The 26,019-nt window shown below is 66.5% G+C and carries 22 protein-coding genes, 1 tRNA gene and 1 pseudogene; 13 read left to right on the top strand and 11 right to left on the bottom strand.

Annotated elements, in window-relative coordinates:
• Positions 1-15: 15 nt before the first annotated feature.
• The 6 genes and pseudogenes from CBZ_RS21680 to CBZ_RS03750 form a co-directional block, all read left to right on the top strand.
• Positions 16-105: pseudogene (locus tag CBZ_RS21680) on the top strand (hypothetical protein); the annotation flags it as partial.
• 69 nt (positions 106-174) lie between these two features.
• A complete protein-coding gene (locus tag CBZ_RS21675; protein ID WP_246013030.1) occupies positions 175-945 on the top strand; it encodes a hypothetical protein in 771 nt (256 codons plus the stop codon).
• A 36-nt stretch (positions 946-981) separates the two neighbouring features.
• Positions 982-1,194, top strand: a complete 213-nt coding sequence (locus CBZ_RS03765) for a helix-turn-helix domain-containing protein (protein WP_130780257.1) — start codon at positions 982-984, stop codon at positions 1,192-1,194.
• Positions 1,195-1,229: 35 nt separating this feature from the next.
• Positions 1,230-2,336, top strand: coding sequence for a tyrosine-type recombinase/integrase (locus tag CBZ_RS03760; protein WP_246013020.1), 1,107 nt, complete (start codon positions 1,230-1,232; stop codon positions 2,334-2,336).
• A gap of 46 nt (positions 2,337-2,382) precedes the next feature.
• A complete protein-coding gene (locus CBZ_RS03755; RefSeq protein ID WP_130780255.1) occupies positions 2,383-4,875 on the top strand; it encodes a hypothetical protein in 2,493 nt (830 codons plus the stop codon).
• Between the two features lie 104 nt (positions 4,876-4,979).
• Positions 4,980-5,195 carry a hypothetical protein gene (locus CBZ_RS03750; protein WP_130780254.1) on the top strand — a complete coding sequence of 72 codons (216 nt, stop codon included), beginning with the start codon at positions 4,980-4,982 and terminating at the stop codon, positions 5,193-5,195.
• Between the two features lie 210 nt (positions 5,196-5,405).
• On the opposite strand, the gene CBZ_RS03745 is transcribed toward CBZ_RS03750, so the two are convergent.
• The 3 genes from CBZ_RS03745 to CBZ_RS03735 all read right to left on the bottom strand — a co-directional run bounded on the left by CBZ_RS03745 (position 5,406) and on the right by CBZ_RS03735 (position 7,950).
• Positions 5,406-5,478 (bottom strand) — tRNA-Arg (locus CBZ_RS03745).
• Positions 5,479-5,677: 199 nt separating this feature from the next.
• Complete coding sequence (locus CBZ_RS03740; RefSeq protein ID WP_130780253.1) at positions 5,678-7,048, bottom strand: hypothetical protein; 1,371 nt, start codon at positions 7,046-7,048, stop codon at positions 5,678-5,680.
• Complete coding sequence (locus CBZ_RS03735) at positions 7,048-7,950, bottom strand: site-specific integrase (RefSeq protein WP_130780252.1); 903 nt, start codon at positions 7,948-7,950, stop codon at positions 7,048-7,050. Before CBZ_RS03735 ends, CBZ_RS03740 begins: the two co-directional genes overlap by 1 nt.
• 186 nt (positions 7,951-8,136) lie before the next feature.
• On the opposite strand from CBZ_RS03735, the gene CBZ_RS03730 reads away from it, so the two are divergent.
• Positions 8,137-8,391, top strand: a complete 255-nt coding sequence (locus tag CBZ_RS03730; RefSeq protein ID WP_165446635.1) for a helix-turn-helix transcriptional regulator — start codon at positions 8,137-8,139, stop codon at positions 8,389-8,391.
• Between the two features lie 97 nt (positions 8,392-8,488).
• Entirely contained in the window at positions 8,489-8,860 is a 372-nt protein-coding gene (locus tag CBZ_RS03725) for a hypothetical protein (RefSeq protein WP_130780250.1), read from the top strand.
• A 37-nt stretch (positions 8,861-8,897) separates the two neighbouring features.
• Here CBZ_RS03725 and brxL read toward each other — a convergent pair whose 3' ends face one another.
• From brxL to CBZ_RS03690, 8 genes are read right to left on the bottom strand one after another with little or no spacing between them, the layout of a single operon-like run.
• The gene (gene brxL, locus CBZ_RS03720) at positions 8,898-11,021 is read right to left on the bottom strand and encodes a BREX system Lon protease-like protein BrxL (protein ID WP_130780249.1); all 2,124 of its coding nucleotides are present in this window, start codon (positions 11,019-11,021) and stop codon (positions 8,898-8,900) included.
• Positions 11,022-11,037: 16 nt separating this feature from the next.
• Positions 11,038-13,536, bottom strand: coding sequence for a BREX-1 system phosphatase PglZ type A (gene pglZ / locus CBZ_RS03715; RefSeq protein WP_130780248.1), 2,499 nt, complete (start codon positions 13,534-13,536; stop codon positions 11,038-11,040).
• Positions 13,529-16,714: a BREX-1 system adenine-specific DNA-methyltransferase PglX gene (gene pglX / locus CBZ_RS03710; RefSeq protein ID WP_246013017.1), complete on the bottom strand. Its 3,186-nt coding sequence runs from the start codon at positions 16,712-16,714 to the stop codon at positions 13,529-13,531. The genes pglZ and pglX overlap by 8 nt, the downstream gene beginning before the upstream one ends.
• Positions 16,715-16,747: 33 nt before the next feature.
• Positions 16,748-16,954 (bottom strand): BREX-1 system adenine-specific DNA-methyltransferase PglX, encoded by a 207-nt coding sequence (locus tag CBZ_RS21670; RefSeq protein WP_246013015.1) that lies wholly within the window; start codon positions 16,952-16,954, stop codon positions 16,748-16,750.
• Positions 16,954-20,433 (bottom strand): BREX system P-loop protein BrxC, encoded by a 3,480-nt coding sequence (gene brxC, locus CBZ_RS03705; protein WP_130780297.1) that lies wholly within the window; start codon positions 20,431-20,433, stop codon positions 16,954-16,956. Before brxC ends, CBZ_RS21670 begins: the two co-directional genes overlap by 1 nt.
• 5 nt (positions 20,434-20,438) lie before the next feature.
• The gene (locus tag CBZ_RS03700) at positions 20,439-21,038 is read right to left on the bottom strand and encodes a DUF1788 domain-containing protein (protein WP_444979405.1); all 600 of its coding nucleotides are present in this window, start codon (positions 21,036-21,038) and stop codon (positions 20,439-20,441) included.
• Positions 21,035-21,661, bottom strand: a complete 627-nt coding sequence (locus CBZ_RS03695; RefSeq protein ID WP_130780247.1) for a DUF1819 family protein — start codon at positions 21,659-21,661, stop codon at positions 21,035-21,037. The genes CBZ_RS03700 and CBZ_RS03695 overlap by 4 nt, the downstream gene beginning before the upstream one ends.
• A gap of 55 nt (positions 21,662-21,716) precedes the next feature.
• Complete coding sequence (locus CBZ_RS03690) at positions 21,717-21,926, bottom strand: helix-turn-helix domain-containing protein (RefSeq protein WP_130780246.1); 210 nt, start codon at positions 21,924-21,926, stop codon at positions 21,717-21,719.
• A 788-nt stretch (positions 21,927-22,714) separates the two neighbouring features.
• Here CBZ_RS03690 and CBZ_RS03685 point away from each other — a divergent pair.
• Genes CBZ_RS03685 through CBZ_RS03665 form a run of 5 tightly spaced genes read left to right on the top strand, consistent with a single transcriptional unit; the run spans position 22,715 to position 25,846 of the window.
• Positions 22,715-23,512 (top strand): hypothetical protein, encoded by a 798-nt coding sequence (locus CBZ_RS03685; RefSeq protein WP_130780245.1) that lies wholly within the window; start codon positions 22,715-22,717, stop codon positions 23,510-23,512.
• Entirely contained in the window at positions 23,509-24,177 is a 669-nt protein-coding gene (locus tag CBZ_RS03680; protein WP_165446634.1) for a type II toxin-antitoxin system prevent-host-death family antitoxin, read from the top strand. The genes CBZ_RS03685 and CBZ_RS03680 overlap by 4 nt, the downstream gene beginning before the upstream one ends.
• A gap of 58 nt (positions 24,178-24,235) precedes the next feature.
• Entirely contained in the window at positions 24,236-24,493 is a 258-nt protein-coding gene (locus CBZ_RS03675; RefSeq protein WP_130780243.1) for a hypothetical protein, read from the top strand.
• A 3-nt stretch (positions 24,494-24,496) separates the two neighbouring features.
• On the top strand, positions 24,497-25,222 hold the full coding sequence (locus tag CBZ_RS03670) for a hypothetical protein (RefSeq protein WP_165446633.1): 726 nt from the start codon (positions 24,497-24,499) through the stop codon (positions 25,220-25,222).
• Entirely contained in the window at positions 25,223-25,846 is a 624-nt protein-coding gene (locus CBZ_RS03665) for a hypothetical protein (RefSeq protein ID WP_130780241.1), read from the top strand.
• Positions 25,847-26,019: the final 173 nt, after the last annotated feature.

Below are 26,019 nucleotides of genomic sequence, written 5' to 3'. Positions count from 1 at the left end.
GGCGGGGCGTTCGGCATGCTCGCCCGTCGCGGACCCACCGCCGAGCTCACCAGCCTCTGGCGGTTCAGCCAGCCGTGGGAGGCCCGCGCGAGCCTCGAGTTGCGCCGCGGGCACCCGGGCGCGCTCGACGCCTACGAGGCCCACGGCGCGATCAGCTCCGGCGACCACGACGCCATGCTCGACACCGCGATCAACGCCGTCACTACGGCCAGTGAGGAGGGCCGGGTCGCGGTACTGCAGTCGGTCGACAACCGGACCGTCCGCGAGCTCAATGCCCGGGTCCGCGCCGACCGCGTCACCATCGGCGACGTCGCCCGCTCCGGGGTGATACTGCACGACGGGCTGATCGCTGGCGTCGGCGATCGGATCGTCACCCGCCGCAACGACCGACGCCTGACCACCGCCGACGGGTTCGTGCGCAACGGCGCCCTGTGGGACGTCACCGCCGTCCTGCCCGACGGATCCCTGCGCGCCCGCCCCACCAGCCACGACGACGCGCCCACCGTCCGGCTCCCCACCGAGTACGTGGCCGAGCACGTCGAGCTCGGCTACGCCACGACCATCGCCCGCACGCAGGGCATGACCGTCGACGAGACCCACACCATCGCCACCCCCGGCATGGGCCGCGAGGACCTGTACGTCGCGATGAGCCGCGGCCGCCACGCGAACCGCACCTACGTCGTTGTCGACGGCGGCGACCCAGAGTGCCTGCCGGGCCAGGCGCCGCCATCGGGCCGGGAGGTGCTCGAGCGGATCCTCGCGACCAGCCACGCCGAGCCCAGCGCCACCGAGACCTGGGACGCATACCACCCCGGCCGGGCCGCGCCCCTCGTGCCGCCCGCGCGTCCACAGCAACCGTGGAGCGTCGTGCCTCCACAGCCCGCGCCGCACTACTGGACCGGAGTGCCGCCGTCGTCCGCCGATGGGCCTGTGCTCGGTCGCTGACCACCGCAACACCCAACCCAACAGAAGGAGAAGGTCATGACCACCACCGCACAGCACACCGTCCCCACCACCCCCGCCCGGCAGTACTACCGCGTGAAGGACGCCGCGCGGGTGCTCGGGGTGCCGCCCCGGACGCTGTACCACCTGGTCGAGCACGAGCAGATCCCGTACCGACGGCTCGGCACGGTGATCCTCCTCCCGGCGGCGTGGGTCGAGCGCGAGCCGACGATGCCGGTGAAGCGGCGCTGATGTCCGTCACCAGGCGGGCGCTTGCGTCAGGCAACGTGACCTGGCGCGCGAAGGTGTTCTTCGAGGGCCGGGTCATCGCGCAGCGGTCGTTCGGGCGCCGGGTCGATGCCAAGCGCTGGGAGGCCGACCAGCTCGCGAAGCTGGACGCCGGCTCGTGGATCGACCCGGCGCGCGGGCGGATGACGTTCGCGGCGCTGGCCGAGGAGTGGCAGGCCTCGCGTGGTCACCTGGCGGTGCGCAGCCAGGAGACCACGCGGTTCCTGCTGGACAAGTACGTGATCCCGGAGATCGGGGCGTACCCGATTTCCGGGATCTCGGCGGCCGACGTCGAGCGGGTGATGTCGGCGCTGACCGCGCGCGGGCTGGCGACGGCGACGCGGCGCCGGGCGCTGTCGATGATCCGGCTGGTGTTCGACTACGCGATCCGCGACCGGCGGCTGTCGGTGAACGTCGCGCGGATGGTCGCGCTGCCGCGCGGGGGGACCAAGCGCGAGCCGCGCTGGCTTCGGCCGGAGCAGCTTGGCCGACTCGTCATGGCGGTCCCGCCGCTGTGCCAGCCAGTCGTGCTGTTCCTCGGGACCACGGGGTGCCGGTTCTCGGAGATGGCGGCGCTGCGGGTAGACGACGTCGTGCAGACCCCGCACGGGCTTGGGGTTAGGGTCCACCGGGCCGCGACGCAGTCGAAGCGGACCAGCGGGGCGGTGTTCGGGCCGACCAAGACGCACCAGACGCGGACGGTGCCGGTGCCGGCGGCGCTGGACGAGTACGTGCGGACGCGGGTCGCGGGGACGGCTCCGGGCGGGTACCTGTTCCCGAGCCCGACCGGGGGCGTGTGGACAAACACCAACTTCCGGGCGCGGTCGGGGTGGATGGAGGCGACCCGGCGCGCGGGCGTGGAGGGAACGACGATCCACGACCTGCGACACACCGCGGCGTCGCTGCTCATCGCAGCCGGGGCGGACGTGAAGGCGGTGCAGGTGATCCTCGGACACTCGACGGCGACGATGACGATGGACCTGTACGGGCACCTGTTCAGCGAGGCGACGTGGCAGGCGATGGAGCGGTTGCCAGTGATCCCGGTGATGGAGGCGCCTCGGGCGATCGAGCGACTACGAAAGGACGCACCCGACGCGTTCGCCTAGGACGGGGGCGCCGCCGTGTGTCGGGCGTGCCTGCAAGTATTCGATCGTGGCGATCGATCCCTCCAACAAGCCCCGATGGGCCGACCCTGCCCGGGCAGACCTCCAGCCACTGACGGTCCACGAGGCGCTCTTCGAGGCACCAGATGGCCGTCGACTGAGGCTCGTGGCAGCAAGCCGCGAAGCGCTCGTCGCAACCGGCGCACAGCTTGACGCCATGGCGGGGCAGCTGCGGCCCGCTGAACCCGAAGAGTCACAGAGCACCCATGATCTAGACGAAGCCATCAGCTACGGAATCGCGGCATTGCACGACCTCGTGTGGGGGCATGACGCCTTCGACGTGATGATCTTGCTGCGCCAGTTCGTCATGCCTCCCGACCTTGCCCTCTGGAGAGAGAGCGAGACGAGCCCGCTTGACTCTTGGGCCGCAGTCGAAGTGGTGGGCTTGGTGCTGCTCGGACTCGGGTTGCCAACACGCGCCGCCACGTGCGCAGTCGACACTGCGTCCATCGTCGCGGACCTGGCCGCCACCGGAGCAACAATCGTCCAGCTCGCGACTATGCGCGGGCTCGTGCGCACGAGCTGGCGGGTCGACGGATCCTCCCAAACTCGAATGAGCGAACTCGCGTGGCGGCTTGCGAGCCACGAGATTTCCGTACGCGGACGTCAGTACCCTCAGATTGCTGCCGAGGTTAACGCGCGAGTCCTTCGCACGCCGAAGACAGACGCAGCTTTCGGCGATGTCTTAGGCTTTACCTATGACGACGTCCTCGCCGTCCGGGAAGCGCTCATCACCGTGGGTGGCGACCGGCTCGATGGGGTGCTCCAACAATTGCACCAGGCTTACCTGGCCGGTGGGCCGCCGAGCGAGGCGACGCGAGCTGCAGCGCACCTACTGTTTCGCACGCCCGCTGAACTGCAATTGGCTACGGCCAAGGAGGTCGCGCAAGCGGCCGGGCTGGATGTACGCGTCGCACAGGCTGTTTTGGATACCTTCAGTGCGCGACCCGACGGCCGCAGCTCCGAGGAGCTGGTTCGTCAGTTCTGCGAGGGACGCAACCCACTGGCCGGAAAGGCGATCCTGCACGCGCCCGGGCGCGGCTACCTCCCCCTTCCTGGGGCGATAGCCGAGGACGAGATCCGTCGGACCTGCGAGGCGCGTCTGAAGACGACATCGAGCTGGACTCGCTACGGCCGAGCCCGTGACCAGGCGGTCGAGAACCTGGTCTCGGCGACGATCGACACGATCCTCCGCAGCCGTGCCGTCATCCGCCAGAACGTTCGTTATCGCCACCGAGATGCCGATCACGATCTCTCGTCGACGTCCACGACGCACCAGCACGCGCCGGTGGCGGAGGCTGACGCGCTTGTCTTGCTGGATGGCGTTGCACTCTGCGTGGAAGTCAAAGCGGGCGATTTCAGGCTCAAGTCGCGCCAGGGCGGAGTACAGCAACTACACGGCGACGTGATGAAGACCATTGGCGAGGCGGCCGAGCAAGCCACGCGCCTACGCTCAATCATCGAGAATTACCGCGGCCTCTGGCTGGAGGACGGGACGTGGTTGGATCTCAGCAACGTGCACGAGACCCACTCCATCGTCGCGTGCCTCGACGACCTAGGGCCACTCGCCCTTGCGACGTCGGAGCTGGTTCAGGCCGGAGTTCTCACGCAGACGCAGTTGCCTTGGGTGGTGGGCGTCCACGACCTCCTAGTGTTCCAGCGCGTGCTCGATCGACCGGAGCACCTACTCACATACCTGCGTCGACGAACGAACCGCGATGCTGCGATGTGGATCACAGGGACGGACGAACTTGACATCCTCATGTGGTTCGTCGCTGGCGGCTTCTACTTCGAACCCGACCCCGACCGGATCTTCGCCCGGCATGCCAACTCCAAGCCTCCTACGACCAAGAAGCGACGTGAGTACGCGAACCAGGGGCGAACCCTCGTGGGGACCTTCACCGATCAGCTCGATGCCCATATGTACTTCGATGACGGCCTTTCGAGCCGACAGGTGGACTGCCCCCGTCGCGAGCCGATGCACGCGCAACTGGCCAAGATCTTCGACGCGATGGCGGCGGTCGGCGCACCGGGTTGGTGGCGAGCGGCCTCCGATATCGATAGCTACTCGGCGCAGGCTCAAGCTTCGACCGCTGGCGGTGTCGCACTCACGCTCGCGGCCGGCGCTGACGGCTCTTTTCATACCTTCGCGACGGGCGGCGCTGACGACACCGGGCGCTGGATCTACATCTTCGCCGCGGGCGCAGACACCCCGGCGAACCGGGAGCACCTGCGCCAGTACCTGGAGGCCAAGAAGCATCAGGAACATGCCGATCGGGCGCTCGGGGTGCTCCTGGCACCCGACGGCCGTCCCCGCGTGACCCTGTGGCTTGACGACCCGTGGGCGTTCGACCCCGATCTCGACGCCCTCGCGCGAGCCATGCGTCTCGTCCCGCCCGACAGGGCACCCAGCACTCTGCCGCCGAGGGCGAGGAAGAGGCAACCATCGAAGCGAGGGAACCGGGGGAAGCGGCGCCGCTGATTCGCCTTCGCACTCCATGTCGCCGGGAGGGAGTTCTCCCAGCCGACGAGCCGCCTGACGCCGGGCGCACGGCCATGTCGGTGGCGGATGGCACCCTCTCAGCCATGCGCGGATCGGACGCCATCGACATCGGGCTCGGCATCGCACCAAGAAGCTGGGCGCGGGGGTTCATGGTCGCGCTCCTGGTCGTGATGGCTGTCACCGGCTGGTACGACCCGGTGCTCTGGTACGTGGGGGACAAGGCGGCGGCTCTGACTGAGACCTTGCTGCCGGCCTTCGAGAACCTCACCACTCCAACGACGCCCACCGGTACGCCCTGACCGCGCTTAGGCCAACCTGCGACGGGTCGGCGCCGAGCTTCAAAGCCAGAACCGGCGCCATCTGTCCGCCGGCGTCCGTCCACGTCCTTGATAGGCCGTCCACGTCCTGAGACAAGTCACTGACCACACGCTGACCACGAGCCCCAGACGGAGACCGCAGCCCCGGCACCAACGTCGCCTCGCGGGCCTCTGACCTGCAATGACACTCTGTGCGCCTGGGCAGATTCGAACTGCCGACACCCGCTTTAGGAGAGCGGTGCTCTATCCCCTGAGCTACAGGCGCCAGGCACTAGCCGGAAACGTGGTCAATAACCCGCCGCAGGAGGCGCGAAGGGTCACGGAGACGCGTCGTAGCCGTGCCGATGACCCTGGGAAGGGGTTCCAGGGTCGCCTCAGCCTACCCGTGGACGGACATGGGTATGCCGAGGCCACCCGCGCTCAGCGGGTGACCTCGGCATGTGTAGTTGCGCGGCGAGCGTCGCCTACGTGCTAGGCGTGCGCCGCCAGTACCAGTCGGTGATGGCGTTGATCGTCACCGCGAAGCCGATCATGACGAGCCGTTGGCGCTCGAGCGTGTGCGCGATCATGCGGTGGCGGTACAGCCACGTGTCGAGTTGGTTGTGCGTCGTCTCCGTGTCCGAGCGCCATCCGTACGTTCCTGCGTAGACCGGCGAGCCGGGAGGGTGAAGCCGAAGGTTCTCGGCGCGGTTGTAGCCGTTGGCGATGTCGGCGGCGGTGCGGGTCAGCGGAGCCATGAAGGCGTGGCCGCACGGGAGCAGGTACTGCGCGTACCAGACGAAGCCCGACTTGTTCTCTCGAACGTTCTCCCGCAGCCGGGGCAGCGCGTGGAAGACCCGCGTCGTGCCCTTGTCGACGATGACTTCGGTGACGCCGAGATTGCCATCCTCGGTAAACAGGTCGTGCACCGTGCTGCACTCTTCAGCACCTGGCTTCTCGGTGTGTCTGCAGGTGATCGTGCCGTAGGCCTTGCGCTTGATGCCGTCGTGGGTCGGACTGACCACCGCGAGGCCGGCCGCCATCAGTGCGTCGAAGTGCGTTCCGCGCAGGGCACCGTCGTAGCGCACGCCGTGCATCCCCTCGAGGTGCCCGCGCAGTTCCAAAAGCTTGTCAACTGCGACGGAGGCCTCGCCACCGGGGGCATCGAACGGGACATGGGGGACGCCGAGGATGAGCCGGCAGTTGGGCAGCACGTTCCCGTTCGCATCCACGCCACGGACGGATGGCATCAGGAACTTGCTGCCGAAGACGGGGTGGTCACCCGCTTCGGTGTAGTAGCCATAATCAAGGACCTCGCCGGCCGCGGTGCGACGCTCGTAGGCCTCGCGGGACATCGGCATACGAGGCACAGTCGCGTCGGCCACCACGACGTTGGCTCGGCCCGGACGGCTCGACGTCCGGAAAGGCGAGTCAAGCAGGCCGTGTCGACGGGCGCGACGCCGTGCGCTCGCCTCGAACGCGCGCTCGATCGCGTCGGTGAAAGGCGCGACGTGGCGGTCCCGGTTGTAGTTGCACTGCCCTCGCGTGGGCGGCATTTTCGGCAGCTCAACGCCGCGCCGTGCCCACTGTTTGCGGATCTTGCGCCACACGTTCCGCTTGCCCATCCAGGACGCCGCCGCGCGATGCGCACCCATGGCCGACGCCGCCATGCAGTAGAGCAGGTAGACCGACGGCGGGAACTCGTTCGGGCGCCCCGGGCCGCGCGCAGGGCGAGTCGGCAAGACGTCGACGGTGTCCCAGAAGGTGTCGTCATGGATGAGCGTGGCGGCTCGGTCCTCCGCCGTCCACGAGTAGTCCCCGGTCCGGTCCGTGTCGGTATAAGAGTCGCGCGCCATCAGACGTCGCCCCGCCACTGCCAGCCGATCGAGCGAGCAGCCGCGTCGAGTGAGGCCAGTCCCAGGACACGAGCGGCGTCCTCGATGCGCGATGCGACTGCAAACGCCTGCACGCCAGCGACTGCCGTCATGGAGGACGGTCGCAGGGCGCCGTCCCGACCAAGACCGGCCTCGGTGAGGAGATCGGCGGCCGTCACGCAGACGCGCGCCTGCTTGTTCGCGTCTGAGCCGCCGGCTCCCGTCGCGAGGACCAGTTGATCGTCGTGCGCGTGGGGTGCCTGGCGCTTCAGTGTGTCTACGCGCTCGACCAGCGCCTCGAAATGCTTCGGTGCGACGCTGACGTGACGCGGCGTGTACCGGGAGGCGCCGTGCAGCCAGACTTGAGCGTTGACGACGTCCAGGTCGGCGACCGTGACGTGGCCGACCTCGCCGCTGTGCGCGCCCGAGAACAGCAACGCTGCGGTCGCTGCATGGCGGGTGAACCGACCACCGGCCGCCCATGCGTGCAGCCACACCAGGTCGGCCTCCGCCTCGGTCAGCGGACGCGGCGTGCGAGCTTCACGATGCGGCAGTTCGACGTCACGGGCGGGGTCGTCCCACGTCAACCGCAGCTGGCGCGCGGTGCGGTAGAAGGCTCGCAACACTGCCCGCCGGATCTGCATCGTCCCGACCGCCGCCTCGGCGATCTCGCCCGAGCGTCGCCTCCCCCGCGCGCGGATGAACTGTGCGACAAGTTCACCGTCAACGTCGACCAGTCGCAGCACCCCGAAGGCCGCGGCGTAGCCGCCGAACCGCTCGAGCACGCCGTCGAACTTCGTCACGCTCTGCTCGGCGAGCACACCCGCCGAGCGCCACGTCTCAACGACGTGACTGCATGCATCGACAATGGTGATCTCCGGCATGGCCAGCCATCCCAGGAGGAGTTCGGACGGCAGCATTGGCTGCCAGTGGTCAATAGTTTGACCACTGGATGCTGGAGGCGCAACCCCTCCGCCAAGCCCGGCGGTACTCGCGGACGCCAGCTCGGCCTTCGTGATGTGCCCTAACGTATAGACGTGCCCCGTCACAGGGATGCCCCTCGCGACGTCGTGGCCGACTGGCCCGCCGGGGCTCCGACGAGCCTCGGGGGCCGCTACGCCCAACTCGTCGCGATCACGATCGCCACCGAACTCGATCGCCGGCAATGGAGCCAACGCGAGCTCGCTCGGCGGGCCGGCGTGTCCCACGTCACCATCGCGAACATCACGTCCGGGCGAAACTGGCCCGACATCGAGACCCTCGCCCGCATCGAGGACGCCCTCGAACGTGTGCTGCTGCCCGCCGATCGGCTGCATCGCACCTGATGCTGGGCCGTTGTGGTGTGTACCTCTGCTCATGCAAAGAGGCTCGAAGGCCGCATATACACTGCTACAACTAAAGTCGCCTCCGACGGGACTGGTGATGAAGCAGCGACTGTGCAAGCAGTGCGGCAAGCCGCTCGAGCAACCACCTCGTGGACGACCGCCGGTCACCCACCCCAGCTGTCGCGACGCGTACATGAAGACGTACTGGCGCGAGCGACCCGCCCGCGAGCAGGCCAGGCGAGACTGGCTGGCTCCTGCCCTCGAGCCGCTGGTGCAACTCCTCGGCGACCCTCACCGCAGAGGCGAGATCGCGCAGTTCGCGCAATGGGCCCGGTCACACGCCCGCGAGGAGTACAGCCATCGCCATCAGTCCAGTTCGACAATCCGCGACCTGAACACCTACTTCAAACTCGCAGACCTACTCGAGGAGATCGTGGTGACGTCGACGGAGTCGGAGGCCCAACGCTAGGCGCGCCAAAGCGGACCGGCACCGGGTCGCACGCGTCTCACGACCCGCGAGCGTCCTCACGGATGTAGGTCACGCCAAAGGCCACCACCTGCCGGAAAGCGTGGTTGCGCGCTCCGAGGTCGAACTGGCCACCCGAGCCCTTCTGGAAGATGTCGAGCCCACGACCGAGCAGGATGCGCCAGCCGTTGTCGGCGCGGATGGAACGGTCGTGGATGGTGTCGTCCCAGGCCACCGTGAAGCTGATCCCGGCTCGAGCCGCGCTGTCCTGGATGTCCTTGAGCATCAGCAGGTGCTGCTTCTCGTACTCACCGGTGTCGGGCTTCGTCACGAGCGTCACCCGGATCTCCTCCGCGGGGTCCTTCGCGGCGGCCAACAGTGCGAGCAGGTCGACGAGATTCCGGCCCTGATGTGACATGCGGATGTAGGGGTCGACGATCGTGACCTCGGTCGCGCCGACCAGATAAGGCAGAAGCAAGGTCTCGTACGCGATGCCGCGCTGGTTCTCGTGGAAGTCCCTGTGCCCTTCGAAGAGTTGCGGCGCGGACTCCGAGGCCGGGGCAGTGCCTGCCTCCGACGGCGTGACGGTGCCGCCCGGTTCGGTCGTCGTGACAGCCGGCTCCACCGACGACTCGGTGATCGTGCGCCCACGGTAGTAGTAGCTCGGGTACTCGTCTTCTTCCAGCGTGGCGACGCTGGACCACGCGCCCTCCCGGTCGGTGTATCCGAACTTGACCTCGGCCATGGTGGAGTCGATGCGCAGGATCTGGTCCTTGACGCGCTTACGGCCCTCGATGGCGAACCGGAGGATCTCTTCGATCTCCTCCTTCGTCGCCTCCCCGCCGGGGTAGAGGATCTTCATCAGGCCGGAAAACGTCTTGTGGACGCCGTCACGGTCGCGCGTCGAGATGTCCGACGAGAGCGTGAAGTGCGGCTGGTAGCGGTCGGAGTAGTCCTGTGAGCGCATGGACTTGAGGACCTCGGCGATGTAGTCGACGACGAAGCCGTAGCCGTCGGAGAACATCTCGCCGCGGATGATGTCGACTTCCCAACCCGGGATGTAGTGGTGCAGGCGGTCGAGGTACGCGGGATCGTGGTACGCCTCGGGCAGCTCGTCGAACAGGTCAGAGTGCTTGAGCATGTACGGCACGGTGTGCGAGGTGTTGCCGACGAAGACCATCGACGCCTCGGCGCCCAGGGTCTCCACGCCCCGGGAGAACGACTTGTTCGCCATGTAGTTCTTCATGATGTCGACGAGCGACTTGTCGGTGCGCTTCTTCTTGCCGGCGAACTCGTCGAACGCGACGACATCCCAGTACCCGACGAGACCAAGTCGACCGTTGGAGTTGTTGACGAACAGCTTCGGGACGGTGACCTCACCGCCGGAGATCAGCATCCCGTGCGGGGAGAACTCCGAGAAGATGTGGGACTTGCCGGTGCCCTTGGGGCCGAGCTCGACGAGGTTGTAGTTGCGCTCGACGAACGGGATGAGCCGCACGAGTTGGAAGAACTTGCCGCGCCGGCTGAACATCTCGGGATTGAACCCGATCGACTGCATGAGCAGGTCGATCCACTCATCGGTCGTGAAGCCCCGCCGGGCCTCTAGGTACTGCTGGACGTCGAACTTCGAGAGCTGGATCGGCTTGATCGAGCCGAGGATCCACGGCACGGTCCGCTGGTCGTCGCTGTGGAAGTACTCGACGTCGCAGATGCACCACACGCCACCGACCAGCAGCTTGGGGTGGGCCTTGATGACCGGCGAGTCGACGATGACGCCCTTAATGCCGAGGTTCGCGAACTCGGCCTCGTAGACGTCGGCCTTCTCGTTGAGGGTGACCGTGACCTTGTCGATGACCCGGTGCCGGCCGCGCTCCTTGATGGTCGACTTGACCAGCTCCGACTCGCTGCGGTGCACGTAGTGCTCGGCCAGGATCTTGCGGACGGTCTCGATGCCGGCCTGAATAGTCGCCTCGTCGTCGGACGCCGCGTACTGCCCGAGCAGGTACTCCAGGACGTACGACGGGACGATGGCGTTGCCCTTGACCGCCTTGACTAGGTCCTTGCGGACGACGACGCCGGGGAACAACAGGTTGATCTTGTAGTCGAGGTCGCTCTTCGGTGGCGTGCTGCTCTCGGGAGCCGTCTCGTCCTCGGTGGCGCTCATCTCAGTTCTGATCCCTCTAGAAGTCGAAGTCGGACGCGAACGAGCGGGTCAGCGTGTAGAAGACCTTGCTCGGGTAGCGGCGCCACTGGTTGGTGTTCGGGATGCGCTCTTCCAGCCGGAACTCGACCGACCGATTGTTGAACCCAGCAGACTCCTGGGTGAGCAGCATGTGCGCGTGCTGGTAGCGGTCGCGCTTGTCGGTCGAAGTCTGGTCGAACGTGAGGTCGACGACGTTCGAGATCAGCGTCTCCTCCACGTAGAGGCCGGCGCGCAGTGTGCGCGGCTGGATCTTGTCGGTCACCGGCTCGGTCTGGAACAGCCGGACCACGACTTGCCCCGTCGTGATCTTGTTCGACTCGGGCCAGACCTCCACGTTGACCAGCCGGGTGTCACTCTTGCGCCGCTTGTTGACGAAGAGCACGGGAACGACGATCTCCTGCAGCGTGGCGCCGCCGTGCACGAATCGCGAACCGCTGCCCGCCTGGCGCAGCCGGTGGATGGACTTGGGGATCTGGACTTCGAGGTCGCTGTCCAAACCGAGTTGCCCCGCCGCGAACGTAGCGAATGCCGGATCGGCCTTCAGGCCCGTGCCGAGCACGAACCGCTTGTTCACGTACTTCAGGTCGTCGCCCTGCGGTTTGGTCGAGAGGAAGAAGGGGTCGGCGAGTGCCTCGTCCTGGTAGAGGAACCCGTGGTCGGCGGTGATGAAGATGTTCGTCGCGTTGGCATTCGCGAGCTTCTTGACGAGGTCTAGGAGGTCGCGCAATGTGTCATCGACGGCTTCAAAGACCTGCCTCTCCGTGCCGGGCTTCTCCCCCGTCGCATCGATCCTGTTGTGGTAGACGTACAAGACACGGTTGGCCCGAAACAGCTCACGGCGTTCGTCGGCGGGGAGCGCCTTGAAGTCCTCGGCTTGGATCGCCGAACCACTGACCGCAGCCAGGATCGTGCTCCGGAAGGCAGTACCGTTCGTGGGCTGGCCGTCGGCGAGCACCGTCTTAGCATCCGGCGCGTGAGTGAGGGCCGCATGCGGCAAGAGCGCGGCCATGCCTAGCTGGGTGTAGCTCGGCAGTACGCCGAGGACGGCGTCCAAGGTCGCGTCGAATCGATCCTCCTGCCGGATGAGCGTGCCGAGTTCGTCGGCCACCTCGTAACGCAGGGCATCGGAAATGATGACGACGGCCTTCTTGTCACCCTCCTTGACCAGGGGATCGACGTATCCGGCGTAGAAAGCGGTCTGCGACCGCAGCTCTCGCGACCGCCACTCTTGGGCGGCGTCGACCTGCTGCTGCCACGCGTTGCCAAGCTCGTACTGGAACTTGTTCGTGTAGTGCTTCTCCACTTGCTCGCGCAGCGCCTCGAGCGGCTTGGAGTGTTCGGCAGTGCGTGCCGCGGAGATGAATCGGCGATAGAGCTGGTCGATGCGGAACCACTCGCGCTGGTAGCGAGTCAGGCCATCGTCGAACGACTTCATCGACAAGTCGAGCGACGCCACCTCACCCAACATCTCCGATGCGCTCTCGACAGCGTCGTAGAGCTGCCGGTAGTGATCGATCCATACGCTGGTTCGGCGCAACCGCACGGCTTCGCCCACCTCGCGAGGGCTGACGGTCTGATCAGCCACCGCGCGGGCAAGGTCGCTGATGACCTTCTGGTCAGCCTCTTCGAACACGTCGTCGCTGCCCAGGTCGCGACATGTGAGGTTCTCGATCTTCGTCGTGTAGTCGAGGTCGCGGGCCGCGCGCTTCGCGAGCGTCGAGAGCGCCGCACGGCTCCGCGGGTCATGCCGCAGGCTCGCGAAATCGCGCTGGATGTTGTGGAACGCGTCCGGACGGTCCGAGCGGAACCTGTCGATCGCTCGCTGGAAGATCCACAGCACCAGGTCGTCGACTGTGGGCGCCGACGACTCGTATCCGTAGATGCGGGCCACGCCCTGCCAGTAGAAGCCGTTGAGTCCGTAGTCGACGAGCGCGTCGTACTTGGACGTCGCTCCATTCGCGTTCTCGATCAGAAGAGTGCGCGTTAGCTCCAGGAGACTGTGCTCACCCTGTGCAAGCACGACTGCGCTCAGCTTGGCGCGCAGCAGGACCCCGTCGTCCTCCGGCTTCAGCAGTGCCTTGAGGCTCTGAACGCGCTTGCCTGCGTTGAAGAACTTCGCGTGCGCCTCAACAACCTCGCCGATGTCTTCACCGGTGAGACCCAGGTCTTGGACCACGAGAGCGGTCCGGTCGGCCGTGAACGCGCCGTAGGCCAGCTCCAGGTCGAGCAACCAGTCCCCGATGCCGCTCGGCACCTGGCCCGAGCGGTAGACCAAGAACTTGCCCTCCGGCTCGTCGTGCAGCAGCCGGTTCTTGACCGCGAACTCATCGTTCGCAACTCGAATGGTCCGGACGCCCGGCAGGTCGAGGCTGTCGAGATCCGCGGCGTACTGGCCCTCCGGGTCATGCCAGAACACCACGCGGCGACTGTCAAACCACCGCAGCAGGTGTGGGCGAACCGTTGTGGCGTCACTCATCTGCGGCCTCAAGTCCAGGGATCTTCTTCAGGGCCTCACCAAACTTGGGGTAGTTGGCCTTCACGCCGTCGTCCAGGTCTATCGGTAGCTGACGCGAGGCCAGCGGGTACAAGACGTCGTGCTCGTACTCCTCGAGCTCCAGAAGCACCTCACGCAGCCGGTCCGCCTCTTTCTGGGCGGCCGCCTGCTCGCGCGGCGCACCACTGCCCGCGACCTGCCGGTCCTGCTGCTGCAGGCTCGAAGAAAGCTTGGCCCGGAACTCACGCAGGTACTCGTTGAGCACTGTCGACACCGTGGATGGCGTGTACCGGTGCACGTAGATCAACGCATTGAACGACCCCTTGGGACTGGAGAAAAGCCAGTAAATGGGGCGCTTTCGGTACCGCTGGACGTGGTCTTTGTAAAACGACCGCACGAAGTACTCACGGATGTCTCTGACGCCGAGCGACTCGGCGACGAAACGCAGGTTCTCCTCGAAGTACTGTTCCCCGAAGGCAGCGCGGAGAAAGGTGCGGAACCGTGCAACGATGTCGTCCTCGAACCAGTCACCATCGACGATCGGGATCACATTGTCCTTGTCCGGAGCGAACGTGGGGCTCGGGACCTTAGCCAGGTAGTCCTGAACCGTGGCGCCCTGGTCGGCCAGGACCAGCCCCGGTCCGTCGAGGCTAAAGCGACCGAAGATACACCCCACGGCATAAGAGACGAGGTCTCGGACAATCGAGGATTCCGAGGTCGGTTCTGGGCGATCGTCCTCTGTCGACCCTTCCGGGGCACTCGTGAGCAGCGCCTCCTGCAGGATTCCCGCATTCTCGAGCTCCAGTTGGCGCAGTTGTGCGCGAACGTCACTCTCCCTTCTCCTTATCGACTCAACTCCGAGTTGGAGATCCGAGGGTGTCGGTAGGCCGAGGAGGATCGAGTCCATGCCTACGAATCCGCGAGAGGTCTCGGACCGATCGAAGGTGACACGCGCGAGGGCAATGGCCGACTCGGCGATTTCCTCGATTCGCGGGACTGCAAGCAGGTCGGAAGGTATGGGCAACTGAGCCAGCGTGCCCACTCCGAAACCCTTGGGAGAGACGAGGCGTGCGAGCGTCTCGAATGCGGGACTGTTCATGAGGGAGAGAAGCTGTCCTGTTGTTGTCTGGCCCAGCGGGAAGACCATCGAGTTCTTCTGGTCGAAGATTGCATTCGCAGCGACGAGTCTCGCCTTAAGACTGCCCGCCAGTCCGCCGTACGAAATACCCGCCTGGAAGTAGTAGGACGCATTACGAACCACGGAACTCTGGTGGTCTCGGATCTCGGCGCCATCGTTTCGCCAGTCGACGACGAAATCTTCCCGCGCGAACCATCGAGTGGGCGAGCTTGACTTAACATAGGGGACCCAACGCGCGTCGTGAGATCCGTCGTCAGAGCGGATCTTGCTTACCGACACTTCGAACCACTGTCGCAAGAATCGTCCATTATCTCCCGTCTGCAGTCCCGTGCGCACTTCCGCGATTGACTTCATAGGTGGCGCAGTCATGAACGTCTTGTGGGCACTATCAGAAGCCGCATATGGGGTGAACACCCGCCCGGGGAAGGCGTCGAACCAGTCAAGCGAGTGCATGAACCTGCGCCTCGCGTCACGAAACTGCGCAATCTTGGACTCTACTGATGTCCCATTAGTAGCCCCGATGAAGGTGGTGATTGAGGCGCCAGGCGCGACCCTCTCGAACACCGTTGCGACGACCTGAACTACCTCGCCCGGGATCTCGGGAAAGGCGCGCGGACCTAGATGCACGACGATGCGGGGCGCCAAGCTTTGCCGGACAATGTCCCGGAAGCCGGCACACTCGGCGTTCCCAAGCCAACTGTCCATGCTTAGGAGCCCTAGGTAGCCCTTCGACCGCATGAGCGACCGCGCACGAATCACGAAGGCAAGATCTATTCCCGTAAATCCATCTGGGAAGTTCTCCACGACGTGGTCGTAGAGTGCCCCACTCATATTCCGAGCATCCATGTACGGGGGATTCGTAACAAGGACGGTGTATCGCGGCGAGAGGTATTCGGCCTGCTCGATGACTCGCCCCGCCCATTCGAGGACGTCGGCCAGCAGGAGGTTCCCGCCATCGTCCAGTCGCGCGATGTGCTGCTTGAGGCGGATGGTCAGCTCGACGCTGGGCTGGATGAGCGATCCGAAGGTGTCGGCGTGTTCGAACTGGTTCCAGAAGGCGGTCTCGGCGTGCTTGTCGCCGCCGCGGGTCAGCAGCAGGTCGATCTCGTCCGGCGTGAAGTGGATCGGATCGAGGACGCAGACGTTGGGCTCGACCTGCTTGGTGAAGAAGGTCCGCTGCTTGGCGCGTGCCTTCATGGTAAGGGCGAAGGCCGCCAGGGCTCCGGCCCGGGGGTCGATCTCGACGCCATAGAGGTTGTTGGCCAGGATCAAGCCGGGGATCTCGGCCGGGGCGTAACCCTCTTCCTGGTAGATCGCGAACAGCAGGTCGAAGGCGTAGGTCAGCATGTGCCCCGACCCGCAAGCCGGGTCCACGACCTTAAGCTCCTCGGGCCGGGAGATCTTCAGGAAGTCGGTCTCCTCGTCGACCGGGGCGATGTAATAGTCCATCTGGTCGACCAGGCGCGAGGCGGGGCGGTTGAGCATCCACAGCCGGCCGAGGGAGTTCTCGACGAGGTAGCGCACGATCCAGTGCGGCGTGAACAACTGGGTGGCTGCGGGGATCTCCTCGGCGCCAGCCTTCTTGTTCTTCTTGAACCCGGCGAAGACCTCGTCCTTCCGCTCCGAGATGTAGAACTGGTAGAGCCAGCCGATCACCTCGACGTCCTGGCACACGTCCGCGCTCAGGACCTTGACCGCCCGGCTCGGGACCGAATCGTCGGCCAGCAGATTCGCCGGTATGAGCAGTTCGGTGAAGTCGCCTTCCCGCTCGAACATGAACGGCATCGCGCGGTTCCAGTACCGGCAGTGCTCCGCAAGCAGCAGGGCGTAGGCCTCGCCCTGGGGGTCGTCGCTGCGGCGAGTGCCGTTGAGCAGGCCCGTGATTTTCTCGCGGGCCTTGCCCCCGACCACGTCGCTCTCGAAGTTGCCGCGCTTGGCCTCCGCCAGGACCTCCGGCTGACCGGTCTGCACGCCGGCCTGCGGGGACACGATCCCGACGCCGGTGTAGCCGTTGGCGTCCATAAACCGCAGGGCGACGATCCGGTTGAACCAGGTCTAGGCGACCTTGTCGGCGACCGCAGCCTTGCCCTTGTCACCACCACCGGCCGCCGCGACAGCCCTCTCCAAGGCCTCGACAGCGTTCGGCCGCTCGACCCGCTCAGCCGAGGCGGATGCCAGCACGACGGCGATCCGGGCGGTCACCTCGCGGATCAGCGAGGTACGCGCCCAGGTTGCGAACGACTTCAGCGGTGCGGTTTCCATCAGAGCGAGATTCGCTTTCCGTCGTTCAGGGTCTTCACCAGCGCCGAACGCAACGCATCGAGGTAACCGTCCACATCCGCCTCGTTCTCCAGAAGGCCGGAGACGCCAGAGGCCGAGATGGTCTTGATAGATACGGTCTGCTTCGGCGCCGGGGGCGGTGTGTCACCGTCGCCGCCACCTGTCTTCTGCGCGGCGGCCAGTTGGTCGAGCAAGTTTGGATAGATCGTCTCCTCGAAGCCGGATCCCGTATCGCGAATGAGCGCGACCTGATCCTGGTTGCGGACCTGGGCGATCGCTTGTTCTATTCGGCGCAGCACACCGTCCTGGGCGTCGCTCGTCGCACTGGCGTAGGCGGAACTGTGCTCGATCTCGTCCTTTCGCCCTTCGATCTCAGCAACGACGTCGTCGCGGTTCGTGGTCACTATCGCGTCGAGCTGGGCTCGCAACTGGTCGGTGGCCTGCTTGAGCTGGGCCATCTTGTTGCCGCGGAATGCGTTGGCGTCGTCTAGGGCTGCTCGCACGGTGGCGTCGCTGCCCTGCGGCAGGTAGCCGAGGTTGCTGCTGTGGACGGTGAGCAGAGCGACTGCGTCGTCGTAGATCGCCTTCTGCCCACCGGAGAGGAAGGCCAGGATCGGGTCGATCGTGGACTCCTTGGCATCGAGCAGTTCGTCGCCCAGGTCGAAGTCCGTCACGTACCACTCGTCCGACCTACCCACCACCTGGTCGAGCAAGTCGATCGGGCCGGAGAGTTGGCTGACGAACCGGTACTTCGAACCGGACGCGGTTGCGTTGAGCTCGTCGCGCTTGGCCTTCAGCTTGTCGGACCCGTGGCGAGCCAGCTCCAGCGGGTCGTTCGGAGTGTTGCCTTCGTCGAAAAAGTCCGTGCAGAACTTGCGGAAGGCCGCGACCCGGCGCTGGTCGAACGTCTTCTGCGGTGACACCACTGCATGGGCGTGCTTGGCGGTGTTGCGCAGGGCGAGTGCGACTTCCGAGCGCTTCAGGACGTTGCTGTCAATGGTGAGCGTGATCTTGGATGCCCCGATCAAGTGCGCGATCAGGACCTCAGTCGAGGCCAGGTCCCAGCCGTAGGGCTTGGCCGTGAAGCTGTCGACAATGGTCTTCACCGTGACCTGCTCGCCGAGGGCCTCCTTGCGCAGGACGAACGACAACACCTCCTCGGACGGCGCGAACAGGGCGCTCGCCTCCCCGGCGCCGAAGAGCCCGCTGTCGGGGTTGGCGGCGCCGGCGATCTGCTGCTCGGTGTATGTCTTGCCGCCGAGGAGCTTGAGCTGGGTGTAGGTGCGGCTGATCAGGTCCTGGAAGCCATCGGTCACCCGGACTACGGCGTCCTGCGAGCTCGAGGCGATCTCGGCCGCGTTGATGACCAGGGCGGACTTGCCCACCGAGGCCTTGATCCGCTGGATGAGGTCCTTCTCGCGCTCCATGTTCTGCGCGCCCCTCGCCTGCAGGATCTGGCCCTCAACGGCTGAGTTCGAGGTGCCCTGCTTGCGCTTGATGTACTTCTCGGTCTTGATCAGCAGCCGCAGGTCGGACAGCACTCGGGCGTCCGGCTCGAGGATGACCCGCAGCTCGTCCTTGCCGGCGCTGTGCATGCGGATCTCATCGGGCGTATACGGGTACTCCGGTGAGATGAAGTGGACCGCGAGCTCCTTCTGAGGGCCGTGCGCTTGGTCGTCGAGCTTGAAGCCGAACGGGAAGTCCTGGTTGTTCTTGGCGTAGCGGAGCTTGCTGGTCTTGATGACGTCGCCGGACAGGATCTTGAACAGCCGGCCGCTGACCTCGGAGGAGTCGATCTCGACGTTCTTGATCTCCTCCTCGATGACCTGCTCTTCGTTGGTCAGGTACTCGTAAGTGGCGCCGTTGCGTTGGATGTAGGTCTGGGCCTCTAGGACGCCCAGGGCTTCCTTGACCTGCGCCGACAGCGCCGGCAGGTCCAGACCGAACCGGTCGTACATCAGCACGGTGAGGTTCCTCGGCGTGGCCTGGAAGCTCTCGACGTACTTCACCAGGAACAGAGCCTTGAGCAGCCGGATGGCCAGGGGGTTGTCGAGGTTGCGTTCGGCGACGTCGATCGAGCGCTGGGCAGCGGACTTCAGCGACGCGCGGATGCCGGCGAACATGGCGTCGAAGGTGGCGAGCTGGCCGACCTGGACGTTGCCGATGTCCTTGGCGACCTGCTGGACGACGCCGAGCATCGAACGCTCGCCGACCGAGCTGTTGCGACCCTCGAACACATTGTGGTCCGAGATGCCCTCGATGGCGGCCTGGAACAGCGGGAACTGGTAGGAGACGAAGGGGTAGGTCCCGACGAAGTGGGATTCGTCGGCGTAGTTGCGGTAGGACTTCGCCCCGTCGACGAAGTCGAACAAGGTCTTGAAGTTGGCGTGCTGCTCGTCGTAGATCACACTCAGCGCACCGTTGCCGGCGTCGTTCTTCTCCAGCAGACGCTTGCGGATGACCTCCTCGACGTCCGCGCTGGTGAGCTTGAGGCGGGTCTTGAACCGGGCCTGGATCTTGGAGAAGTCGTTGCCCTGCTGGCGGGTGCGGTCCCCGATGACCTTGTCCATGTCCTCCTGGGAGGTCACGAACACCCACGCCCGGCCGCCGCACTTGGTATTGAGCGACTCGGCGATGGTCTGCAGGTTCAGCATCAGCTTGGTGTCCGAGCCGATGAACTGGCCGACCTCGTCGACGAAGAAGTTCAGCCGGAATGTCGAGTCGGTCTGCTTGTCCAGCCACGCCTTGACCTCTTCGGCGAAGTCCTCGATCGAGACCGCGTACGAGGCGCTGTATTGCTTGATGATCCCATCGGCAGTGCCGCCGTTGACCTCGGCGAACGCCCGGTCGATGCTGGGCGCCTCCAGCGCACTCTGCTCGCGCCCCTGGGCCCACGTGATGCCGGCGATGCGCTCGAACGCCTGCTGGAACGCCTGGTACTGGCCGCGGCTGTCCAGGTCCCGCTCGAGGCGTGCGACGTGGCCCTGGTTGCCGTAGTAGCCGCGCGCCTCGTCGAAGACCTTGACGAACACCTTGAGCAGCGCGTCGGTCTGATCCTTGGAGATCAGGGTGGCCTTCTGGTCGATGTTGAACAGCAAGCTCTTGGCCGGGATGCGGTCGGCCTTGTCGAGCAGGCCGGGCAGGAACGCGTCCAGAGTCTTGGCGCGGAAGCTGCTCGAGACCTGCTGGCGCGGGTAGTCCTGGCCCTCGACCTCGCCGAGCAGGTGGGCGAGCATCTTGAGCATGTGGGACTTGCCGGACCCGAAGAAGCCGGAGATCCACACGCCGTTGGCGTTGGTGTAGGAGGTGTACTCCTCGAGCAGGATCTCCAGGCCCTTGGCGGCCTCGTTGGTCAGGACGTACTCGTCGACCTCGGTGCCCAGGTGCGCGGCGTCGTCGGCCTTGATGACGCCCTCGATCGGGCGCTGGATGTCCTTGGCGAAGATCTGGTCGAGCTGCATCGGGCTCACGCTTCCTGTTCCAGGATGTTCTTGGCTCGGTAGTACTGGTCGTCTTTGAGCTGGCCGAAGAGCACGAGCGAGGAGCCCAGCGTGTCGGACTGCTCGTAGCGGCCGGGGAAGAACATGAGCATCGGCTTGCCGGTGATCACCGACTGCAGGTTGTTCAGCACGTTGTGCGAGCGGATGAACGGGAAGACCTCACCGATGCCGGTGAGGAAGACGACGTCGAAGCTCTCGCCGGCCAGCCGTTCGCGGATCGCGGGGGCGAGGTGCAGCTGGGGGTCGAGCATCCCCTGGAGCATCTCGCGGAAGTCGTCCTTGTCCTGATCGGGCTCGATGGCCAGCACCCGGTCCCACACGCCACGCGTCTTGAGCAGCTCGACCGCCAGGTCGTAGAGGTTGATCTCGAAGACCGTCACGCCGACGCCTGCGAGCTTGTTCTTGACGCGCTTCTTGGCCCCGGCCACATCGAGCGCGTTCTCCGGCGGGTAGGGGTAGATGAAGAACGGGACCTCGTTGCTCAGACCTTCCATCTGCAGGAAGCGGCGCCCGCTCATCACGGCGAACAGGTGCTCTTCCTGCTTGGGGAGCGTCTTGGGGATCACAGCGCGACCTCTTGCAGCTCGACCTGCCGGGTGGGGAAGAACCGCGCGTCGCTTGGCGTGCGGGCGTCAAGCAGGGTCAGGACGCGTTCGGACAGCAGCGCCGGGGTGATGTGCCCGGCGACCGAGAGCAACTCGGCCTCGCGCAGCATCCGGAACACGTTCGACCTCAGCTTGTGCAAGGTGGACTCCTTGATTCCTGCCAGCTCCTCGTGCCAAAGGGCCTTGCTGCGGACGAAGCTGTCGAACTCGTCGTGCCTCAGCGTCGAGGCGAGCAGCAGAAACCGTTCCCGCAGGACCTCCTCGGCGAACTCGCCGACCAGGTCGTACCGGCGGCAGGCCGCCACCCACATCAGGTGCGCGCGCTCGGCAGCCGTGGCCTCGACGACGAGCCTGACCTCCTCATCGGTCAGCACCGACAGACGCTTGACGGTTTCGCGTGCGAGGCGCACCGAGCTGGCACGAGTCCGCGCCTGGAGCAGGTTGTCCGCGACGGCGTGGTCGCGCACCCGCTCCCAGTCCCCGTGCGCGTCGTGGAGCGGTGCCAGGATCGCGACTTCGCGTGCGAGCAGCGCACCGGTGGTGAACGACAGCGCGTATCGCGTAACGGTCGGCACGTTGTTCACCTCGATTCCTTTCCCGCTTCAGGCAAGTCGAGCAACGTATCGCCAACGGCTGACATCACTCGGCGCCCGCCTCGGGCGTGACGCCGTCGGCGCCAGCGGCGCTACCGCTTCGGACCCAGTCGTCGACCTCGGCGGCCTGAAACTTCCACAGGCGCCCGATCTTGTGTGCCGGCATCCCCTTGTCCGCGATCCATGCGTAGACGGTGTCCTTCGTGACGCCCAGGTGCATGGCGATGGCGTCGGCGGACAACCACGGGTCAGGCAACGTGCACTCCTTCGGCCGAAGGGTCGGCTCTGATGCACCGACAGTACCGAGCGCGACCCGACGAGACCGGAACTAGCCGGTTGTTGCCCGGTTTGCCTGGGCGCTTGGACGAGATGCCGTCGGTGCGTGCGGTGACGGGGATCGCGTCGAACGGTCGCCGCTGGCCGGCGTGCCACGCGCACGGAGCCAGCCGACGTAACAACCGGATGATGGCGGGCCGAACCGGCTCCGGGCGCCTCAGCGGGCTCCGCGTGTCCGGAAGCCGAGCCCAGTGGGGTCCAAATGGCGAGACATCCGACGTTGTCCGGCCGCGATATTCCCGACCTCAATGTCTAGACGTGGTGGCGTACCGCCCCGGCGTGACCTCGGCGCCCGACCCCGGCCCGCGCATCACGGCGCTGCTGCAGGCAAGAGTTTAGTTCATCCGTGAGATCCGTCGGGCCGCCGGGATCAGCCGGTCCGCACTGGCCCGTCGCGATGGGGCGACCGCAGGCACCTGAACAGGATCGAGACCGGCCAGACCAACGAGTCTCCGCCCGCGTGCACGCGTCTTGCTGGCGTCTTCGACCTGACCCTGGCCCCGTTCTTCGTTCACGCCCGAGAGGTCGCCACAGCGTCCATCGTCGCGCGCCGTGCCCGCACCGTGCTGTGTAGACACCGCTGAATGGACGGCACCGGATGCGTGTCGCCGCAGGTCAGAGAGCCCGTTGACGCCACTTGGCCGCCGTGCCTGACTGTGCCCGCGGACCACATTCGCGAACTGGCAGCGACGTGCGCGGGAGGTCGAGATGCGTGGCGGGAGCGACGATGTCGAATGCGATGCCGCCGAAGGCCCTGACGAGGCGCCCACAGACCTTGAGGCCGTCTCGGTCGATGAGCTTGTCCTGGCGCGAGCCACGGGCGTCTGGGAGGTCCGGTCCGCCGCACCGCACGAGCTGGCTCTGTTCGTCGACACGGATGCCCCGGCCGTGACCCGCAGTCTCTACGGCCGAGACGCGGGATTGTTCGCTGGGCAGTGGCTCGTGCTTCGGTCGGTGCGCGGTCGGCGTCGCGGCGAAACAGACATCATCAGGTCCGGGGAGCGTCACCTGTTCGACCTGTACTCCGCTATGGACGTCGAACTGCGTGGCGCCCTCTCCCATGGTCCCGTCGCCGCGATCGTGCCGGCCTCCCGCGAGCAGCTCGTGCAACTGCCTCTGCGGCTGCCGCGCGGGCTGGGGGGAGGCGAGGGAGGGGTGGAAGCGCTGGCGGTCGACGAGGCCACGGGTGTGTGGGTCGTGCGGTCGTCGAGCCCGACGATCTATGTCGTGGATGCGGACGCCGGGGCACTTCTTCGGGTACCGGGCGCTGGTTCATCCCCCGGCGTGGCCGACGACCGATGGGTGCCGCTGGTGCGCGTGCGCGGGTACAAGGCCGGCGACGAGGGCATCATCCGCGTCGCCGATCGACACGAGTACGTGTTCGATCACGACCGCGACGGTGCTGACTTCGGATGGTGGCTCCAGCGGATCGTCACTCGGATCGATCCGGCGACGGACGCCGAACTCGCCGGGTTTCCGACACGGGTTTCGGGAGCCTGGCAGTGAGCACGCCAAAGAGCCCGCGGGTCGACGTCCGGGTGGTGTTGCCGGAAGGTGAGCATGTCGTGCTGGCGATTCCGGGCGACGAGCCCGTCGTGCTCGAGGACGACATCGTGGCCGCACTGCTGGCGATCGGTCTTGACCTGCGCCCGGTGTCCCGGTCGCGCAAGCAGGAGCGGCCGCGATTGGAGGTCGACGACCGCGTGCAGTTCCTCGTCGGTGGCACCGATCTGGGCGCCAAGCGGGGCCTGCGAGCGGTCCGCGACGGTCTCGCCATCGCCGTGCAGGTCGGCCTGGAGGAAGCCAGGGCGCAAGCAGAACGCCGGCACGCCGAGGCGGCGCCCAGTGGCCCCACGCCCGTCGGGGTCGACGCCCCTGAGCTCGTGATGGATGTCGCCGGTGTCGAGCAGTCGTTCGACGAGGTCTTCGCGCGGGTCGAGCGTGACGAGGTTCGCGTGGTGCTTACCCGCGACGGGCGTCGTGTCGCGGTGATGGTGTCGTGGGGTCGATGGCGTCGCCTGAACGAACGGCTCGCTCGTGAACGCCTGGCCTACTGGACCGCGTGGAGCGATGACGGCACCTTCGACGCGCTCAGATTCGCTGAGCAGGTGGCGCCGAGCACGCCCGACCCAGACGGCGGGATGGCCGGGAGCGTCGGCAGTGGCCACTGATCTGGTGCGTGGACTCGGAGACGACACGCCGATTGGCGACCGACCAAGCGCGGGTCCGATGCTTCCTCAGACGCTGCAGTCCCGGATGGTCGCCGCGTGCAAGTGGTGGCTCGGGTGGTGCGCCACGAGTGGTATCGACCCGCTGGGCGCCGAGTTCGACGACCTCGAGCGTGCCGCACGGCAGATGAAGGCTGACGGAGCCCCAGAACTCGATGTTCTCGACCTCCTCGATCAGGTCGGGCACCTGCTCGGGTTGTGGCGCGACCCCCGCTGGGCGCGGCTGCGCCGCACGATCTTGCGACCCGACGAGGAGTGACTCATGCACCACCGGCCGAGTCCGTCCAGCCGCCCACCGCTCGTGCGCGACGTCGACCTAAGCGACCAGCAGCGCGCCTGGATGCCGGCAACCGCCTGGGACGCCTTCGGCCAGTGGCCGTGCGCGAGCAAGGTCGAGCTGGCCGACCGCCTGGAGTTCCTCACCCACGCCGGCGGATGGGACTGGCGCAGCGTCGCCACGGCCGCCCGCGCCTACCCCGGATGGCGAGTCGAGCTCCAAGGCGATGGCTTCCTGACCATCGCACCCCCGCAGGGCCAGGACCCCACCGACGCGACAGCCACGGCGAGTGGCGCTCGCACCCCACCCACAGTGGAAGCACCGTCGGACCAGAAGTCGACGCGCTGGCAGACGAGCAAGCCCGCCCTTGCGTGGTTCGCCGAAGCGATCACGGGCGCGTGGATCTGTCTGGTTGTCGCGCTCAACCGGGCACTCAGACACGATGACACGCTTGTGGTCGGCACGCTGCTGCTCGCCGCCTCGATGATCTTGCTGATGCGGCTCGACGCCCGCCGGGAGTACCACCGCGGCTGGGCCGATGCCCGATTGCACGCCGCCACGCTGCCGCATCCGGTCCAGCGCCCCAGGCAACCTCCGGATCAGCCGCGAACCCTGCACGAGCCGTGGCACCGCAGCACGCTGTTCGTAGCGGCCACTCGAACCACGGGTCAAGCGGCGCGTCGACCTTCGGACGAAGCGGACGAGACCTGAGTGACGTCGCAGAGGGGAACGATCCTGTCCAGCGTCGACCGGTTCTGGACCGCCGATGACCTGCGCGGAGCGCGCTCGACGAGGCATCGCCTGCTCGCTTTCCTGGCCGCGACGGGCGAACTGAAGCGAGTTCATCCGGGCCTCTACTGGCGGGGCCGTTCGACGCCGCTCGGCTTCTCGGCGCCGACACCTGAGCAGATCACGAGTGCTTTGCTGGGCGCGACGCCGGGGGTGGGTCCCGCGGGCGCGTCGGCTGCGCATGCGCTCCGGTTGTCGACGCAGGTGCCGCGGGTCGCACTGGTTGCCGTCCCCCGACGCGCGCCGACGTCGGTCGTTGGCGTCAGGTTCGTCGCTCGCGCCGCACGTACCGGGCGGGTGGATCAGGGTCTGGCTGCGGTCGAGGTGGCGGTGCTCGAGGTGCTCGAGGCGTGGCATGACGTTGTCGAGGTCTCCGACGGTGAGGCGACCTCCGCGCTTCGGGTGCTACTCATGTCTGCCCGGGCCGATCCAGGGCGCCTGGCTGCCGCCGCGACGACCGAGCCGCGTGAAGTGCGCGCTCGGCTGGCGGAGCTCCTGCGGTCGGTAGGGCACGAGGCACTAGCGGCAGCCATCCCGACCGGCTGATCAACGCGCACGACGATCAGTCGGGGAGGGCGGAACCGGCCGAGCGTCTTTTCCAGAACGGGAACGAGACCCCGGCTGCCACGAGGCACATCCTGGTGCGACGATGGGGTCTCCCGATGATGGCCCGCGTGCGCCGCGAAGCACGCCGCATCATGACCGCTGAGCTCGGAGGG

It is taken from the genome of Cellulomonas biazotea (genome assembly GCF_004306155.1).
Classification (GTDB): Bacteria; Actinomycetota; Actinomycetes; order Actinomycetales; family Cellulomonadaceae; genus Cellulomonas; species Cellulomonas biazotea.
This window is presented reverse-complemented; position numbering and strand designations above follow the sequence as displayed.